This is a genomic window from Falsochrobactrum tianjinense (assembly GCF_019100495.1).
GTDB classification, from domain to species: domain Bacteria; phylum Pseudomonadota; class Alphaproteobacteria; order Rhizobiales; family Rhizobiaceae; genus Brucella; species Brucella tianjinense.
Genome location: NZ_JAHRVA010000001.1, coordinates 472,528 through 488,548 on the forward strand (window position 1 = coordinate 472,528; position 16,021 = coordinate 488,548).

Below are 16,021 nucleotides of genomic sequence, written 5' to 3' on the forward strand. Positions count from 1 at the left end.
TTACACGAACCGGTTCGCCTCTGCTCCGTAATAGGTAATGTAACGGCTGGAGATGCGTTCGATCGGCAGGATGATGAAGACATCCGTCGTGCCGAAGGCTTCATCGATGACCGCGCCGTCACCGATCATCGCGCCGAGACGCAGATAACCCTTTACCAGAGGCGGCATGGAGAAGAGGGCAACCTTGTTGTTGATCGCCTCCGTCGGCATCAGATCCATTGGCTGATAGCGGTGCGGCAGAGCCCGTACGTCCCAGTCCGCAGTGGCGCGGCAATTGTGATGCAGGAAGGAAAGACCGAGCGCATGCGCGGCGGGTACGGCCCCGTGAAACGAGGCGCAGCCGAACATCACGTCAATCGAGTGGCGGCGGCAATAGGCCCATGCTCCCTGCCACAGCAGCTCCACCGTGCGCTTGGAACGGTATTCCGCCTGCACGCAGGAGCGGCCCAGCTCCAGTAGCCGGAGGTTGGGACGCGATAGCGCCAGACGCTGCACGTCATATTCATCCGCCGAATAGAAGCCGAGCGCTTTGTCCGCCTGTTCGCTGCGCATCAGGCGATAGGTGCCGACGATCTGGCGGTGTTCAGGCACGGGCAGGGCAGTATCATAGACGAGGAGATGATCGCAGATCGCATCGAAACGGTCGGAGTCACGTTGTTCCGCAGCTTCGATGGTTTCCTTGCGGGCGCCCATTTCTTCGAAGAACACGCGAAAACGCAGTTCCTGCGCGGCCTCGATAGCCTCGCGGGAGTTTGCAAGCCGTACTTCCAGCGAGCCGATGCGCCCCAGAACAAGGGGATCGCTGCTGGACGAAAAGAGCTTCGGTTGTGCGTCTATACCCGACATGACCGTATCATCAATGATTTGCTGGCCCATTCCAAGCGCTACTGTCATGATGATCGCTCCTGTTCTGTCTGTTCACATAGTCCCGAAATGGCTTTCCCACTGATATTTCAGCAGAACCACACCGCTTTCATGTCTTTGGCGGTTGCTGGAAAGCATGTCCGTTTCGAGTTCAATTTCGAACCGGATCGTAGGAATTTAGTGCTACGCGAGAATGACAGAAGCATGTCACCAATGTGTCAATTGGGGTGGGCGGCGCTTATCCCCTTAAAAAATATGTGAAATTTTCTGCACCAAAATATGTGAAACGCCGCTGCGGATCAAGCTGCATAGTTTGCCGGCAAGATTAGCGTGCCGCACGCTCGCGCCGCCAGCCGAGAAACTCCTCCCAAATAATGAGCGCGGCTCCGATGGTAATGAAGGCGTCGGCGAGATTGAAGATCGCGAACGACCATGCTGGCAGGTGAAACAGAACATAATCCACCACATAGCCATGCATGCTGCGGTCGATCAGATTACCGATAGCGCCACCGACCACCAGTGCGAAACCATAGCGCGCAAAGACGCGTTCGGGCGCATTGGTCCACCACAGATAAAGCACGAAGGCGATGACGGCGATAGTGATGGCGATCAGGCCCCCGTCATGCAGCCAGGCAAGCATGGAAAAGGCGATGCCCTCATTATGTACGCGCAGCAAGGCAAGGAAAGGCAGCAGATCGATCTGCTCGCCATAGCCCATGCCGGTTTCGACCTGAAATTTGACAAACTGATCGAGCGCGACCGCGAGGATGACGACAAGAAGCGAAGACAGAACCGCATGGCGTTTCATCGCTCTTCCCTTTCATCGAGAGCGAGCGCGTCGCGCCGGATCTCATAAAGCATGACGCCGGTTGCGATCGCCAGATTGAGCGAGTCGGCGCGGCCGGCCTGCGGGATGCGGGCAAGGTTGTCGCAAGCCGCAGCCAGATTGTCCGGCAGGCCCTGTTGCTCATTGCCCATGATCAGCACCACAGGCTTATTCTTGTAGGGGATTGTACGGTAGTCGACCGCACCCTTGAGATGCGTGCCGACGACAAGCCCCGAAAAGCCCTTGCGCCAGTGGAGGAAATCGGATTCGCTTATCTTGTAGAGCGGCACGGAGAAAACTGAACCCATCGTGGCGCGTACGGTTTCGAGTGAATAGGGATCGGTCGTATCACCGATAAGGATCACGCCCTTCGCGCCAACGGCATCGGCGGTGCGGATGACCGTACCCAGATTTCCAGGGTCACGCACGCGGTCGAGCGCGATATAGACATCGCCGCCTTTCGGCTTGAGGCTTGCCAGCGGCTGATATTGCTGCTCGAAAACGCCCACCACCATTTGCGGATTGTCGCGTCGGGTAATCGCCGAGATGACTTTATCGGTTACTTCCAGCACCAGCCCGCCTTTGGCGAAGGTGCGGGCCGCGACCTGCTCCACCGTTTTGTTGCCTTTGCCGGATTTCGCAAAAACCAGCGTCTTGATGCGCCAGTCCTGCTCCAGTGCGTCGATGACAAGCTTGAGTCCTTCGGCCAGAAACACGCCCTGCTGGTCGCGGAATTTCTTCAGGCTGAGCGAACGCAGGTCCTTAACAATCGGATTGGCGAGGCTGGTGACTTCCTTCACCTGTCCCACCTTCGAATATTCTCTGCGAACAGTGCCGCCTTTGGAAAAATCGTCGTTTCGGCTCATTTTGCTACCCAGCGGCTGAACATGGATGTCGATAGCGCGCGCCCTGCCGAGCGTTCACGCAGGATGAGTTCGCCTGATTCGACCGTACCGCCAAGACCAGTGAACCGGTCACGCATCAGTTCATGAATAGCGAAGAAAGAGGCACGGATTGAGTAGGCCGTCAATATGACAGCAAGCGACTTCGGGGTCAGGATCGAACGGCAGGTATCGACCATGGCGGGCAGATGCTCGAACAATTGCCAGACTTCACCGCTCGGGCCGCGCCCATAGGCGGGCGGATCGAGCAGGATGATGTCGTAGAAACTGCCGCGCCGTTCCTCGCGCTGCACGAATTTCATCGCGTCTTCGCAGATCCAGCGGATAGGCTTGTTGGAAAGCCCCGCCATTTCCTGATTCTCGCGCGCCCACAGGATGGCTTTCTTGGAGGCATCCACATGAGTTACTTCCGCACCGGCGCGCGCGGCAACCAGTGAGGCCAAGCCGGTATAACCGAAAAGATTGAGCACTTTCACGCTGCGTCCGGCCTTTGCGGCTTCGCGGACAAGTCCGTCCATGAACGACCAGTGCGCCGCCTGTTCAGGGAAAACACCGACATGACGGAACGAGGTGAAACGGCCATTGAATGAAATGCCGTCATGCTGCATCGGCCATGTTTCACCGAGTGGCACATGCGGAAAAGCCCACCGGCCCATGCCTTCCTCATCGGTATTGCCCGTGAAAACGGCGTCGGCTTCGTCCCATTCCTTTTGCGGCAGGCTCGGCAGCCAGATTGCCTGGCCTTCGGGGCGCACGATGCGATAGGGACCGTATTGTTCGAGTTTCAGCCCATTGCCGCTGTCGAGCAGCGCATAATCGTCCGATGGTTCGGTTTCGAGAATCAGCGGCAGCTTCTCACCGGGACGCGCGCCCGAATATGGCTTGATCTCGCGCATCGGGCTTGCAGCCTTTTCCTCAGCGGAACGGGGTGCGGCCTTCGCGAATTGCGGACGCGGTTTCTTGAAGAAAGATGCCTTGTTGTCCGGCTTGCTTTCCTGCTTGCCGCCCGTCGGCTTTCTGCCTTTTCCCTTTGGCGCTTTCACTTAAAACTCCGTTCAAGCTTTTTGGCTGTAGGTAGGGCAAATGCGGTTGGAACGAAAGGAAAAAAGACGGATGGTGCCTTTCAGTTATTGGACTGGCTACCGGGAAGGTGACGTTTTTCCGCTGATTCCGCGCGTTCGAGCAGTTGCGACGCTTCTTTTTTGTATCTGCGCTCGCGGCGGCGATGCTTGCCCTGCGTCAGCCATGTCACGGCCGAGCCGATCACGACGCCTGCAAGAAGCGCGCCGAACAGCCAGACAAACAGCGGCGCATGATAGGAAAGCGCGGGATTGCCAGGGTTGAACGGATCGACCGTGAGGGCGACCGTTTCCCGGTTGGCGACCGAAAGCGCAATCAGGATGATCGCGAGCGGCACCAGAATAACGATGGTTATGACGCGTTTTGCCATCATGACGCTTGATCAGACCGCGCCGTTGAGACGATCACGCAGTTCCTTGCCGGTCTTGAAGAACGGCACCCATTTTTCTTCCACATCCACTGTTTCGCCGGTGCGCGGATTGCGTCCGCTGCGGGCAGGACGGTTTTTGACCGAGAAAGCGCCGAAGCCGCGCAGTTCCACGCGATTACCTTCCGCGAGCGCGGTGGTGATCTCTTCAAAGACCGCGCCGACAATATTCTCGACATCGCGCTGGAAGAGATGCGGATTGCGGCTGGCGATAATCTGAACGAGTTCCGATTTGATCACGGCTTTAAACCCCTGTGTTTCTGTGCTGTCCGATGAACGGACTCATTTATTTACCGGCGTTGCGTCAACGTGCCAAACCGAAAGAATTCCGTCAAGGAAGATACGATCCTTGATGATATCCTTGAATACGCCATCAGCCTGCTGCGGCATGCCGAGAAACCGCGCACCGGCATGGATGATGAGGTCGCGGAGCGAAAAGCCCGTCTCGCTGCTTTCGGGTTTCCATTCCAGCCGTGGCAGCTTGTCGGGCACGCCTTTACCGGCCAGCCATTCGACGGCTTCTTCCTCGCCGCCAAGCCCGTCGATGAGTTTCTTTTCCAGCGCCTGACGCCCGGTGAAGACAGCGCCATTCGCCAGTGCCAGCGCTTCCTGATGTGTGAACGAGCGGCGTTCTTCGACAATGCCGACAAACCAGTCATAGGAATCCATAATCATGTCATGGATCATGGCCTTGGCTTCTTCGCTTGCCGGGCTGAAATAATTCGGCTCTGCCTTCAGTGGCGACGATTTGATTGTTTCGACCTTGATGCCGAGCGTGTCGAGCAGTTTCGAGACATCGGGATATTGGAACAGTACGCCGATGGAGCCGACGATGGAGGTCTGTCGCGCTACGATATGATCGGATGCGCTGGCGATCATATATCCGGCGGATGCGGCAAGGGTTCCGACCTGCGTCACCACCGGCTTCTTTTGCGCGATCTTGCGCACAGCCTCATAGATCGATTCTCCGCCTACCGTCGTACCACCCGGCGAATCGAGGATCAGGATCACGCCTTTGACGGCATCGTCCTTGGCGATTTTGTCGAGGCGCTTGAGCAGTTCTTCATTTTCGAAAATGGTGCCTTCGATACGCACTTTGGCGATATGGGGTGCCGCATAATTTGCGCCCCGCATCGAATAGGTGGCGATGCCGACGATCAGGATGGCCAGCAGAAGCAGAAAGGCAATGCGCCACGATGTCAGCTTTCTGCGCAGCTTGCGTCTTTCAATCACCGCCTCGGCGTCATAAGCCATATTTATCCATCCATTTCTTTGTATGAAACAGGGTCAGTTTAGAACATGCCACCCGAAACGTGAATATCGGTTGGGCGAGAATGGGTGGACAGGAGAAGCTTGTGTGACTCATCCTGTAAATGCAGCATCTGTAACCGCAATCCATTTTGTGGTAAAGAAAGGTTGATCGGCATTTTACGTGATGGAAAACGCCGTAGACACCATTATTAGGGCCGTGACTGCTATTTTGCATAGCAGGTGCGGTCTTTTGTGTCGTGCAATACTATTGAGTATCGGGGTATTGCACCCCAGATAAACCATATTGAGCTATGATAGCGGCAGATGAAACCGGTTTGCCCTGATGTGTTGTCCATTACTGAGTAACCGAAAGACAAGATGAACGCCGACACACCGCATATTCACGTATCGACCCACGCGGCGGCCGCAAGGCACGGTGGAGGAGGTATGCAGTTTGGCGCGTCCGAAAAGGCCGCGACACTCTTTCATGCGGCGCAGCGCCATTCGGTTCGCGTGCGCGTACTCAAGACAGCACTGCCGGTTGCGGCGATTGCCGTCGGCATTGTCTTTTCGTGGTATACGTTTCTGGCGACGCCTGCGGCTCCGGTAAAGGTCGAGGTCAATACGGGCGGAGAAAGCGGCAAGCTTGTCATGACCAGCCCGCAACTCAATGGCTACACCAAGGATAATCGGCCCTATTCGATGGTTGCCACTAAAGCCGTGCAGGATGCCAAGAATAGCGGCGTGATTTCGCTTGAGGGCATTTCCGCCCAATTGCCCGTGGGCGATGAGGGCAGCGCGCAGGTGGAAGCGGCGTCTGGCGTTTACGATAATGCCAATGGCCGTTTGCAACTTGATAAGGATTTTACTGTTACGACGGATAATGGCTTGCATGCGGTATTGCGCTCGGCGGATGTAAATCTGAAAAGCGGGCAGGTGACAACCGATGAGCCGGTCGATATTCGCAATGGCACCACGCAGATCAAGGCCGACAGTATGCAGATCAGGGACAGCGGCAAGGTTCTTATCTTTGAGAACAAGGTGCGCGTGGTTATTGACGGCAGTGCCGTTTCAGGTAACAAAACGCCCTGACGGCAATAAAACGCTATGGCGAATGCCGGATGAGAATTTAAGCGCTCCTTGCGCGTGGCGTGAGGGGAGCGAGGTGGGGAACTGATGAAGCGCGAGACGGGCAAGATGAACAAGACCATGAAGATCCGCACTTTGCGGATGGGATTTGCAGCTTTGGCGCTTGGCCTTGTTGTTTCGCCATTCTCCGTTCTGGCGCAGGACAGCGAGCAGGTGCCTTTCGGTAGCCTCAAGCTTTCCGACAGCAAGGATCCGATCAAGATCGATGCCGACAAGCTTGAAATGCGTGACAAGGAAGGCATGGCCATTTTCACGGGTAATGTTTCCGTCATACAGGGCGATGCCTTGCTCAAATCCGGCAAGATGATCGTCTATTATAACAAGGATGCGCAGGGTGAGGGCGGAGAGGCTTCCGGTACGGCCGGCCTTAGTTCGGCTGGCATCGATCATCTGGAAATCAGCGGCAAGGTCTATCTCAAATCCGGTACGCAGGTCGCCACTGGCGATAGCGGCACCTATGACGGCAAGAGCCAGGTCATGGTATTGGAGGGCCGGAAAGTCGTGCTGACTGATGGCGACAATGTCGCGACCGGTTGCAAGCTGACGGCCAATATGAGCACCGGCAAGGCTTTTCTCGAAAGCTGCAAGGGGCAGAGCAAGGGCCGCGTTTCGATCATCATGGCGCCCAAGGACCAACAGCAGGGCGGCACCGCGCCCAAGCCGAACTGACCGGAGCGCGTGTGGGATTGTTCCGGAACAAGAATACAGACGGGCAGCAGAGTGTTTCTGAAAATGCAGCCGCTTCTGCCAATGCCGGTGGTGTCATGCCATCGCAGCCCGGCAAGGCGACTCGTCTCAAGGGGACGCTGGTTGCGCGCGGGCTTTGCAAGAACTATCGTGGGCGTCAGGTTGTCAACGGTGTGTCGTTTGGCGTACGGGCGGGCGAGGCGGTCGGCATTCTCGGCCCCAACGGTGCAGGCAAGACGACCTGTTTCTATATGGTGACGGGCCTCGTGCCTGCCGATAGCGGCTCGATCGAGATCGATGGTTTCGACGTGTCTTCCATGCCCATGTATCGCCGCTCGCGGCTCGGTATCGGCTACTTGCCACAGGAAGCGTCGATTTTCCGCGGCCTTTCGGTCGAGAACAATATCAAGGCCGTACTGGAAGTGGTCGAAAAAGACCGCAAGAAGCGCGCCGGGGAACTCGATGCACTTCTGGAAGAGTTTCACATCGCGCATTTGCGTAAAGCGCCCGCGATTTCGCTCTCGGGCGGCGAACGGCGGCGTCTGGAAATTGCACGCGCACTCGCGTCGCGACCTAATTTCATGCTGCTTGACGAGCCTTTCGCCGGTGTCGATCCCATTGCGGTTTCGGATATTCAGCAGCTCGTGCGCCATCTCACCAGCCGCGGCATCGGTGTCCTCATCACCGATCATAATGTGCGTGAGACGCTCGGGCTGATCGACCGCGCCTATATTATCCATGCCGGTCAGGTCCTGACCCATGGCCGCCCCGCCGAGATCGTCGCCAATCCCGACGTACGCAGGCTCTATCTGGGAGACCAGTTTACCCTGTGAGCCATGCCGTTCTTGATGTATTCATTGAGGATCGATCGGAGTAGCCGGGGGAAGAACACCACGCATGGCCCTTTCGCCAAAGCTCGATTTTCGCCAGTCGCAATCGCTGGTGATGACGCCGCAGCTGATGCAATCCATCAAGCTGTTGCAGATGACGCATATCGAGCTGAACCAGTTTCTTGAACAGGAAATCGAGAAAAATCCGCTGCTTGATCTGATCGAGACGGCAGATGGCGATTTTTCTGACCCTGATTCGGCGGGGAAGACAGAGGAAACGGAAAGCGCCGACCCATCCTTCGACGAGGACTGGTTCAGGACCGACATGACGACGCAATGGGCGTCGCAAACCGGGGCGGGTGATTACGATATAGAGCAGATGACGGCGAGCCGCCGCTCGCTCAGCGAACATGTCTCTGAACAGATTGCATTGGCATTCCCCACGCCTGCTGATCGTTTTATCGCGACCGCTCTGGCGGATGCGCTGGACGAGAGTGGTTATCTGCGTACCGATATTTATGCGCTTGCGCAAAATTTAGGCATGGAAAGCGCGCATGTCGAACATATCTTGGAAAAGATGCAGGGCTTTGATCCGGCGGGTATTTTCGCGCGAGATCTGCGCGAATGCCTGGTTATTCAGCTTCGCCTTAAGGATCGCTACGATCCGGCGATGGCCGTATTGATCGATCATCTCGATCTGCTTGCGCGCCGCGACTTTGCCGTCCTCAAAAAGCTTTGCGGTGTTGATCAGTCCGATCTTGCCGATATGCTCCGCGAAATCAGGACGCTCGACCCCAAGCCCGGCGCTCTCTTTGAGGTCGATATTGCCGATACGATCATTCCCGATGTCCTTGTCACGCCTACGCACGAAGGCAATTGGACGATTGAGCTTGCTCCTGCAGCACTGCCGCGTCTGATCGTCAATAATCAATATTATGCGCAAGTCATCAGATCGGTGAAGGCCGAGGAAAAATCCTTTCTGTCCGATTGCATGCAGACAGCCAACTGGCTCGTGCGCAGTCTCGACCAGCGCGCCCGCACGATCCTGAAAGTATCGCAGGAGATCGTGCGCCAGCAGGACGGCTTCCTGCGCCATGGCGTGTTCCACCTCAAGCCTCTGAACTTGCGAGCCGTCGCCGATGCCGTCGGTATGCATGAATCGACCATAAGCCGTGTTACCGCCAACAAATTCATGGCAACGCCGCGAGGCGTGTTCGAATTACGCTATTTTTTTACTGCTTCCATCGCATCGTCGGAAGGCGGCGGCGCGCATTCCTCGGAGAGCGTGCGTCATCGTATCCGGCAGATGATCGATGCGGAAAGTTCCCATGCGGTTCTTTCCGATGACGCCATTGTGGACGCACTGAAACAAGACGGTGTGGATATCGCGCGAAGAACGGTGGCAAAATACCGGGAATCGATGAATATTGCTTCGTCAGTACAGCGCAGGCGCGAGAAAAAGGCCGAAGTAGGTCGTCCGTGAGAGAGGGGCTGGCAGAAGGTTCAATTGACATTTGACGTTTCAGTCAATAGAAGCCCCGCTCGCGTAGCGGAATTTGCCGGTGAATGCCGGTTTTCCAGTAATCTTCACGAAACGTTCGGTCGGTTCCGGCGTTATATTGCAAGGATATGCAGCTTCGTTCCACGGGGCGGATGACAAGAGTTCAGGGAGCCGTAATTTGAACGGAACGAAAAGCAGATTTAATGCTTGTTCGCTTTGCGCTTCCCTCACCATGTGATTAGACTATATCCCGTAATGTAACGCAAATGAGGTGTACCAAATGACTCTGCGTGTAGCTGGAAAGCATATGGACGTCGGCGAAGCCTTCACGGTTCGAATCAAGGATCGAGTCAATGAAGCCGTCGGCAAATATTTTGATCATGGCTTTTCCGGGCAGGTAACGGTCACCAAGTCCGGATCGCGGTTCAGTGCGGATTGTACCTTGCATCTCGATAGCGGTGCGACCTTGCAGAGCGCCGGAGAAGCGCAGGATCCGCAGCTGGCCTTCGATGCGGCTGCGGAAAAGATTGAGACCCGGCTGCGCCGTTACAAGCGCCGCCTGAAGTCGCGCCCTGCCACCACGCCAAATGCGATCTATGATGACGTGGCATATCGTGTTATGGCGCCGCTGCCGGAAGAGGAGGAGGAACTTCCGGCTGATTACGCGCCGACCATCGTTGCGGAATCTTCTGTGGCCCTGCGCACCCTTTCGGTGGCTTCGGCGGTTGTGGAGCTGGACCTGACAGAAAATCCGGTTCTGGTATTCCGCAATGCGGGCAATGATGAAGTGAATATCGTCTATCGTCGTGCGGACGGCAATATCGGCTGGGTGGACCCATCGACGGTCACACGTCAGGCCGCGCCTCGCGCGTGACGGCAAACCTGAAGCGCACGCAGTTGTCTGCTGTCGTGCGCTTCTCAAAACCGGGCCATGGCTGGCCTGATTGAAGAAGGAACGGAGAGAATGGATCTTAGTGATCTGATTCAGCCTGGGGCTATTATCCCTGCGCTGAAAGCCAGCTCCAAAAAGCAGCTTTTGCAGATATTGTCTGAGAAGGCCGCGGAACTGACCGGTCTCCCTGAGCGTGAAGTTTTCGAAACAATTCTCCAGCGTGAACGCCTCGGTTCCACCGGGGTCGGTAATGGCGTCGCCATTCCGCATGGCAAGCTGGAGAGCATCAATAAAATTGCTGGAATTTTTGCGCGCCTTGAAAACCCGGTTGATTTTGAAGCACTGGACGACCAGCCGGTTGATCTGGTTTTCCTGCTTCTGGCCCCAGAAAATGCTGGCGCTGACCATCTCAAGGCGCTGTCGCGTATCGCGCGCCTTTTGCGTGACCCTGATGTCGTGGCCAAGTTGCGCGGAACCCATGACGCGCAGGCGCTCTATTCATTCCTGACTTCGCGCCCGGCCTCGAACGCCGCTTAAATCCGGATTCTTTAAAAACAAGGCCGCCAGTCCGAAAGGACGACGGCCTTGTTTTTAGGCATTGTGCTCGCGCAAAACGGCTATGCACTTTTGCTGGAAATGCTCTAATGCAGCATTACGGTGCGTAGCTCGTGCTCGTGCGCGCCCTGCAATGCGGTGGCGCGTACATCGGAAAGCACGATCGGCTCGCCGCTGGCGCCAAACAGCGCCCAGAGTTCAAGTCCCGGCGCTATGGGAGGGAGAGCGGGGAAATTACGGGCAAGATCGTCAGAACGGACCTTGCGCACATAGGCCAGCTCACCCTCACCCAGATGGGCGAATTCCTGTTCGGTGAAAATCTGTCTGGTCATGGTCGTAGCCTCCATTTTGGCAGCATATCATTTACGATCATGCTGCTTGAGAGCTTTGATATTTCTCAATATAGCAGTGTAAGTGTGAATTGGGTCTGAACGGGTTCTAATCTTTCACCGCAATATCGATCCGCTTTATCACCCTTTCCGGTTCGGGACGGTCGAGGTCGATGGCGAGAAGGCCGTTTTTGAGCTCGCAGCCCACAACCCGCATTCCATCGGCCAGAACGAACACGCGCTGAAACTGTCGGGCAGCGATGCCGCGATGCAGATATTCGCGTTCGGTGTCGTCGGTCTGGCGTCCACGGATGACGAGCTGGCTGTCTTCCGTCATCACTTCCAGATCCTCGCTGGCAAAGCCCGCGACGGCCAGCGTGATGCGCAGGCGTTCGGAACCCGTCTCGCCGCATAGGCGTTCAATATTATAAGGCGGATAACCGTCGCCGGTTTTAGCGATCCGTTCCAGCGTCTTTTCCATTGTGTCGAATCCAAGCAGCAATGGACTCGAAAACGGTGTCATTCTTGTCATTTCATCAGTCCTTGTCGAAGCGACCGTTCTGGAAAGCACCCATTCGGCGTATCTTTCCATCCACTGATATGGCTTTTGAAAAGCTTGACTTCAAGGGCCGAAATCCGATTAGCCTTCGCATAAGGTAAACCGCTGCGTCGATGAGGAAAAGCTGTCAACTTGGATGAAAAATGAGGACAGCGGCTTCAGCGCCGTGCTTCGGAAAGCGCCTTGCCAAAGGCCGAGGCGAAGCTTTCGCGGTCATCGGGATTGAGGAAGCTGCCGATGGCGACACTGTCATTGCGGCTTTCCACCCGCATGGAGGCGATGCCTCTATCGGGTTTCCGCGCCACGTTGAAACGCGCCCAGAAGGGATTGAAGCGATGCGCGGTTACTTTGCCCGATGCCGTATATTGCCTTATATGCAGGGCCGAGCGGGAGATCGAGATTTCCTCGCGCGCTCGCGCCGCATGATAATTCCAGCGGAATGCGAGATAGATCAGCAATATGTCCAGCCCGAAAAAGCCGAAGATCGGCCATGCGCCGATAGACCAGAAAAGAGTGCCGACAAATAGCCAGCATGTTATCAGGATGCTCATCAAGGCCATGAAACCTGTCCGGCCCAGCGAGCGATAGGGCGTCAGCAGGGCTTCAAAAATGGGGGTGTCGAACCGGTCGGGTTGTGCGCCGTCTGGATGCTGCATCGAAATCTGCCTGGAAGCTGCGTCAAGCTGCTGATTGTTTTCCGGGGTCTAAACCGAGTATAGAGGCCAAATGCAAAAGGCCAAAATCAAATCCTCGTTCGTTGCCCCCGATGCACCTGCGCGCCGCCCGCGCCGCGTTGCGGGTACGCTTTATACGGCAGATGAAATCCATGAGATTTTCCGCCGCTTTTCTATCCTGCGCCCAGAGCCGAAAGGCGAGCTCGAGCATGTGAATTCCTTCACCCTGCTTGTTGCAGTCGTGCTTTCGGCGCAGGCGACCGATGCGGGCGTCAACAAGGCGACGCGGGCGCTTTTCGCAATTGCCGATACGCCGCAGAAAATGCTGGCTCTCGGAGAGGAAAAGGTCGGCGAATATATCCGCACCATCGGGCTGTGGCGCAACAAGGCAAAGAATGTCATTCTCCTGTCGGAAGCATTGATCCGCGATTATGGAGGCGAAGTGCCGGGCGAGCGCGACGAGTTGGTGAAGCTGCCCGGCGTGGGCCGAAAGACCGCCAATGTGGTGCTCAATATGGCCTTTGGCCAGCGAACCATGGCGGTGGATACGCATATTCTGCGCATTGGCAATCGCATCGGCCTTGCGCCCGGCAAGACGCCGGAGGCGGTCGAGGCTATCCTTGTGCGCGTCATTCCGCATGAATTCATGCTTCATGCCCATCACTGGCTGATCCTGCACGGGCGCTATGTGTGCAGGGCGCGCAAGCCCGAATGCGAGAAATGCGTCATTGCCGATATTTGCAAATATCCGGCGAAAACTTCCGATATTCCGGCACCGCTGGTCCCCTTGCCGCCTCAGGCGTAGCTTTTGGCTTCGCGCTGCGAAATGGCCTTGTGCAGATGCACCATCATGGCGGCAGCAAAAAGCGGAGTCAGCAGATTGACGATCGGAACCGCCATGAATGCAGCAATCAGCAGGCCAGCCAGAAAGACCGTCACGCCATATTGCGAGCGCAGCGCCCTGGCCTCCGCTTCGGGTCGATGACGCATGGCGGCGAATTCAAAAAATTCGCGGCCCAGCAGATAGGCATTGATGACGAAAAAGGCGATCAGATTGACGCCCGGAACGAAAAGCAAAAGCAGCGCCACGATATTGCCGACAATGACAATACAGAGGAATTTAAGCGAAACCACTATGGAACGCGCCAGCGGCAGCGGCGTGCCGGGCGCTTCGCCGGGATAGTCGTCGCGTTCGACCACTTCAGCCACATCGTCAAGGAACAGACCGGCCATCAGCGCGGTAACAGGTGCGATCATCAATGCCATGACCAGCGCGAGGCCAAGACCGGCGGCGATAGCAGCAATAATGCTGAGCCAGCCTGCCCAGTCCGGCATGCCGGGCAGCAACTGCTCCATCCACGGCCATGCGAAGACAACAAATATCTGCCGTATGGCTATCCATAGCCCGATGAGCAACAGCAGCGTCAGGCCGAGCGTTTTCCATAAAACCGAGCGAAACTCCGGCGTTAGCAGGCGTCTGAGTGCTTTCAGGGCGGCGTTAATGATCATGCTGGATCCATTTTGCGCAATTCGATGCGACGAAAATAGGAAGGTTGTTCGTCCGACACAAGATATTCTACCCACAACCGACGACATTGGCAGGGTAGCCAAAGTCCGTTCAACAGGCTAAACCGGCCCCGCATGACTTATGTCAAATCGCCGCCGCGACGCTCCCGCCGGGAGTGAACGGCAGACCGGAAGGGGAGTCCTGGTTCGCTCATGGCCACATTCGACGTTCTTTGCATCGGCAACGCCATTGTCGATATCATCGCACGCACTGATGATGCATTCCTCGAAACCAACGGCATTATCAAAGGCGCGATGAACCTGATTGATGCCGACCGCGCGGAGCTTCTTTATAGCCGTATGGGTCCAGCCACCGAAATGTCAGGCGGCAGCGCGGGCAATACGGCGGCAGGCATTGCGAACCTTGGCGGACGCGCCGCCTATTTCGGCAAGGTGGCGACCGATCATCTGGGCCGCATCTTCGCCCATGATATTCGTGCGCAGGGTGTCGCTTTCGATACTCGCCCGCTTGAAAAAGGCACGCCCACCGCCCGTTCGATGATTTTCGTCACCTCCGATGGCGAGCGCTCGATGAACACCTATCTTGGCGCCTGCGTTGAACTTGGGCCGGAAGATGTCGAAACCTCCAAGGTGGCAGACGCCAGAGTGACCTATTTCGAGGGATATCTGTGGGATCCGCCGCGCGCCAAGGAAGCCATTGTTCTGGCGGCAAAGATTGCGCATGAGCATGGCAGGCAGATCGCCATGACCTTGTCCGATCCGTTCTGTGTGGATCGTTATCGCAACGAATTTCTCGATCTGATGCGCAGCCGTACAGTCGATCTGGTCTTCGCCAATGAAGACGAGGCGAAGTCACTTTACCAAACCGGATCGCTGGACGAGGCGGTGGAAGCGATGCGCAAGGATTGCCCGCTGTCCATTATCACGCGCTCGGAAAATGGCGCGGTCGTCGTTACATCCGACCAGACAATCAAGGTGCCGGCAATCGAGATCGACAAGCTGGTGGATACCACCGGCGCGGGCGATCTATACGCTGCCGGTTTCCTTTATGGCTACACCAAGGAGCGTTCTCTGGAAGATTGCGCGCGACTGGGTTCGCTTGCTGCCGGAACGATCATCCAGCAGATGGGGCCGCGTCCGCTCATGAGCCTTCAGGCCTTGGCCGGTCAGGCCGGGCTGGCCTGATTGTATTGCTGGAAATACTTTATTCGTCGGGTCTGACGATCCGGTCGCGCTTGAGTTCTTCTTCGGTGCGGCCGGGATTGCTTTTATAGATCGGCAGCTTCCAGCCGAAATGGAGCGCGCCGCCACGTATGATGAAGGCGGTCAATGCTGCGGCCAGTGCCGAGAATGCCGAATCGACGCCAAGCCGCTCAAGCCCCACATAAAGACATGCGCCAGCGAGCGCAGCCGTCACATAAATCTCCCTGCGCATCAGCACCGATGGTTCACCCGCCACCATGTCGCGCAATATACCCCCAAGCGTGGCGGTGAAAATGCCGGTGACGATTGCGACCGCCGGGCTAAAGCCCAATGCAAGCCCCTTGGCGGCTCCCATCACCGTATAGGCCGACATGCCCATGGCATCGAACCAGAGCAGAAGGCGATAACGTGATTCCACCATATGGGCGGTGAAATAGACGATGATCGCGGGAACCGTTCCGGCAAGTAGGAAAAGCGGTTCATGCACCCAGAAAACAGGGCTGTCGCCTAGAACCAGATCGCGTAGCGTGCCGCCGCCGATACCGGTGATGTTGGCGAGGAATATAAAGCCAATAATATCAAGCTGACGACGTGAGGCGGCAAGCGCGCCTGTGGCGGCAAAAACGAAAACGCCTGCAAAATTAACCAGTTCTATAATCGCCACGCTGCAGGCCTCCCTCTTTCAGCGGAGTTTTGACCGGAAGTCGCGCGAGCGCAATAATAATATGCTAAAATGCAAAAGCGGCGGAATAACCCCGCCGCTTC

Annotated in this window: 20 protein-coding genes; 8 read left to right on the top strand and 12 right to left on the bottom strand. The window is 56.6% G+C overall.

Translation table 11 applies throughout. The features are described 5' to 3' along the window. The 7 genes from olsB to sppA all read right to left on the bottom strand — a co-directional run bounded on the left by olsB (nucleotide 1) and on the right by sppA (nucleotide 5,353). A complete protein-coding gene (gene olsB / locus KUG47_RS02165) occupies nucleotides 1–894 on the bottom strand; it encodes a l-ornithine N(alpha)-acyltransferase (protein ID WP_217676306.1) in 894 nt (297 codons plus the stop codon). A gap of 295 nt (nucleotides 895–1,189) precedes the next feature. After that, the gene (gene lspA / locus KUG47_RS02170) at nucleotides 1,190–1,672 is read right to left on the bottom strand and encodes a signal peptidase II (RefSeq protein WP_185917272.1); all 483 of its coding nucleotides are present in this window, start codon (nucleotides 1,670–1,672) and stop codon (nucleotides 1,190–1,192) included. Then, nucleotides 1,669–2,556, bottom strand: coding sequence for a TrmH family RNA methyltransferase (locus KUG47_RS02175; protein WP_217676307.1), 888 nt, complete (start codon nucleotides 2,554–2,556; stop codon nucleotides 1,669–1,671). The genes lspA and KUG47_RS02175 overlap by 4 nt, the downstream gene beginning before the upstream one ends. Then, entirely contained in the window at nucleotides 2,553–3,635 is a 1,083-nt protein-coding gene (locus tag KUG47_RS02180) for an RsmD family RNA methyltransferase (RefSeq protein ID WP_217676308.1), read from the bottom strand. The genes KUG47_RS02175 and KUG47_RS02180 overlap by 4 nt, the downstream gene beginning before the upstream one ends. 80 nt (nucleotides 3,636–3,715) lie before the next feature. Beyond that, nucleotides 3,716–4,045, bottom strand: a complete 330-nt coding sequence (locus KUG47_RS02185; RefSeq protein WP_217676309.1) for a lipopolysaccharide assembly protein LapA domain-containing protein — start codon at nucleotides 4,043–4,045, stop codon at nucleotides 3,716–3,718. Nucleotides 4,046–4,054: 9 nt separating this feature from the next. Continuing rightward, nucleotides 4,055–4,339, bottom strand: coding sequence for an integration host factor subunit beta (locus KUG47_RS02190; protein WP_217676310.1), 285 nt, complete (start codon nucleotides 4,337–4,339; stop codon nucleotides 4,055–4,057). Nucleotides 4,340–4,381: 42 nt separating this feature from the next. Beyond that, entirely contained in the window at nucleotides 4,382–5,353 is a 972-nt protein-coding gene (gene sppA / locus KUG47_RS02195; protein ID WP_217676311.1) for a signal peptide peptidase SppA, read from the bottom strand. Nucleotides 5,354–5,728: 375 nt separating this feature from the next. Here sppA and lptC point away from each other — a divergent pair, with 375 nt between their 5' ends. The 6 genes from lptC (at nucleotide 5,729) to ptsN (ending at nucleotide 10,946) form a co-directional block, all read left to right on the top strand. Next, the gene (gene lptC / locus KUG47_RS02200) at nucleotides 5,729–6,442 is read left to right on the top strand and encodes an LPS export ABC transporter periplasmic protein LptC (protein ID WP_217676312.1); all 714 of its coding nucleotides are present in this window, start codon (nucleotides 5,729–5,731) and stop codon (nucleotides 6,440–6,442) included. Between the two features lie 84 nt (nucleotides 6,443–6,526). Next, nucleotides 6,527–7,168 carry an LptA/OstA family protein gene (locus KUG47_RS02205; RefSeq protein ID WP_217676313.1) on the top strand — a complete coding sequence of 214 codons (642 nt, stop codon included), beginning with the start codon at nucleotides 6,527–6,529 and terminating at the stop codon, nucleotides 7,166–7,168. Between the two features lie 11 nt (nucleotides 7,169–7,179). After that, on the top strand, nucleotides 7,180–8,019 hold the full coding sequence (lptB, locus tag KUG47_RS02210; RefSeq protein WP_422718044.1) for an LPS export ABC transporter ATP-binding protein: 840 nt from the start codon (nucleotides 7,180–7,182) through the stop codon (nucleotides 8,017–8,019). A 64-nt stretch (nucleotides 8,020–8,083) separates the two neighbouring features. Next, entirely contained in the window at nucleotides 8,084–9,499 is a 1,416-nt protein-coding gene (gene rpoN, locus KUG47_RS02215) for an RNA polymerase factor sigma-54 (protein ID WP_217676314.1), read from the top strand. Between the two features lie 298 nt (nucleotides 9,500–9,797). Then, complete coding sequence (hpf, locus tag KUG47_RS02220) at nucleotides 9,798–10,391, top strand: ribosome hibernation-promoting factor, HPF/YfiA family (protein ID WP_217676315.1); 594 nt, start codon at nucleotides 9,798–9,800, stop codon at nucleotides 10,389–10,391. 90 nt (nucleotides 10,392–10,481) lie between these two features. Further along, nucleotides 10,482–10,946: a PTS IIA-like nitrogen regulatory protein PtsN gene (gene ptsN, locus KUG47_RS02225; protein ID WP_217676316.1), complete on the top strand. Its 465-nt coding sequence runs from the start codon at nucleotides 10,482–10,484 to the stop codon at nucleotides 10,944–10,946. A gap of 104 nt (nucleotides 10,947–11,050) precedes the next feature. Here the strand turns inward: ptsN and KUG47_RS02230 are convergent, their stop codons facing one another. The 3 genes from KUG47_RS02230 to KUG47_RS02240 form a co-directional block, all read right to left on the bottom strand. After that, the gene (locus KUG47_RS02230; protein WP_422718045.1) at nucleotides 11,051–11,311 is read right to left on the bottom strand and encodes a BQ00720 family protein; all 261 of its coding nucleotides are present in this window, start codon (nucleotides 11,309–11,311) and stop codon (nucleotides 11,051–11,053) included. Between the two features lie 91 nt (nucleotides 11,312–11,402). Then, a complete protein-coding gene (locus KUG47_RS02235; RefSeq protein ID WP_217676318.1) occupies nucleotides 11,403–11,825 on the bottom strand; it encodes an Hsp20 family protein in 423 nt (140 codons plus the stop codon). A gap of 185 nt (nucleotides 11,826–12,010) precedes the next feature. After that, nucleotides 12,011–12,508 carry a DUF2244 domain-containing protein gene (locus KUG47_RS02240; protein ID WP_217676319.1) on the bottom strand — a complete coding sequence of 166 codons (498 nt, stop codon included), beginning with the start codon at nucleotides 12,506–12,508 and terminating at the stop codon, nucleotides 12,011–12,013. A 70-nt stretch (nucleotides 12,509–12,578) separates the two neighbouring features. Between KUG47_RS02240 and nth the strand changes: the two genes are divergently transcribed. Continuing rightward, complete coding sequence (gene nth, locus KUG47_RS02245) at nucleotides 12,579–13,331, top strand: endonuclease III (RefSeq protein ID WP_217676320.1); 753 nt, start codon at nucleotides 12,579–12,581, stop codon at nucleotides 13,329–13,331. On the opposite strand, the gene KUG47_RS02250 is transcribed toward nth, so the two are convergent. Next, nucleotides 13,322–14,035 (bottom strand): sulfate transporter family protein, encoded by a 714-nt coding sequence (locus tag KUG47_RS02250; RefSeq protein ID WP_217676321.1) that lies wholly within the window; start codon nucleotides 14,033–14,035, stop codon nucleotides 13,322–13,324. The genes nth and KUG47_RS02250 overlap by 10 nt on opposite strands. Nucleotides 14,036–14,245: 210 nt before the next feature. On the opposite strand from KUG47_RS02250, the gene KUG47_RS02255 reads away from it, so the two are divergent. Next, the gene (locus KUG47_RS02255) at nucleotides 14,246–15,238 is read left to right on the top strand and encodes an adenosine kinase (protein ID WP_217676322.1); all 993 of its coding nucleotides are present in this window, start codon (nucleotides 14,246–14,248) and stop codon (nucleotides 15,236–15,238) included. A gap of 19 nt (nucleotides 15,239–15,257) precedes the next feature. Here the strand turns inward: KUG47_RS02255 and KUG47_RS02260 are convergent, their stop codons facing one another. After that, nucleotides 15,258–15,920 (bottom strand): trimeric intracellular cation channel family protein, encoded by a 663-nt coding sequence (locus KUG47_RS02260; RefSeq protein ID WP_217676323.1) that lies wholly within the window; start codon nucleotides 15,918–15,920, stop codon nucleotides 15,258–15,260. Between the last annotated feature and the right edge of the window lie 101 nt (nucleotides 15,921–16,021).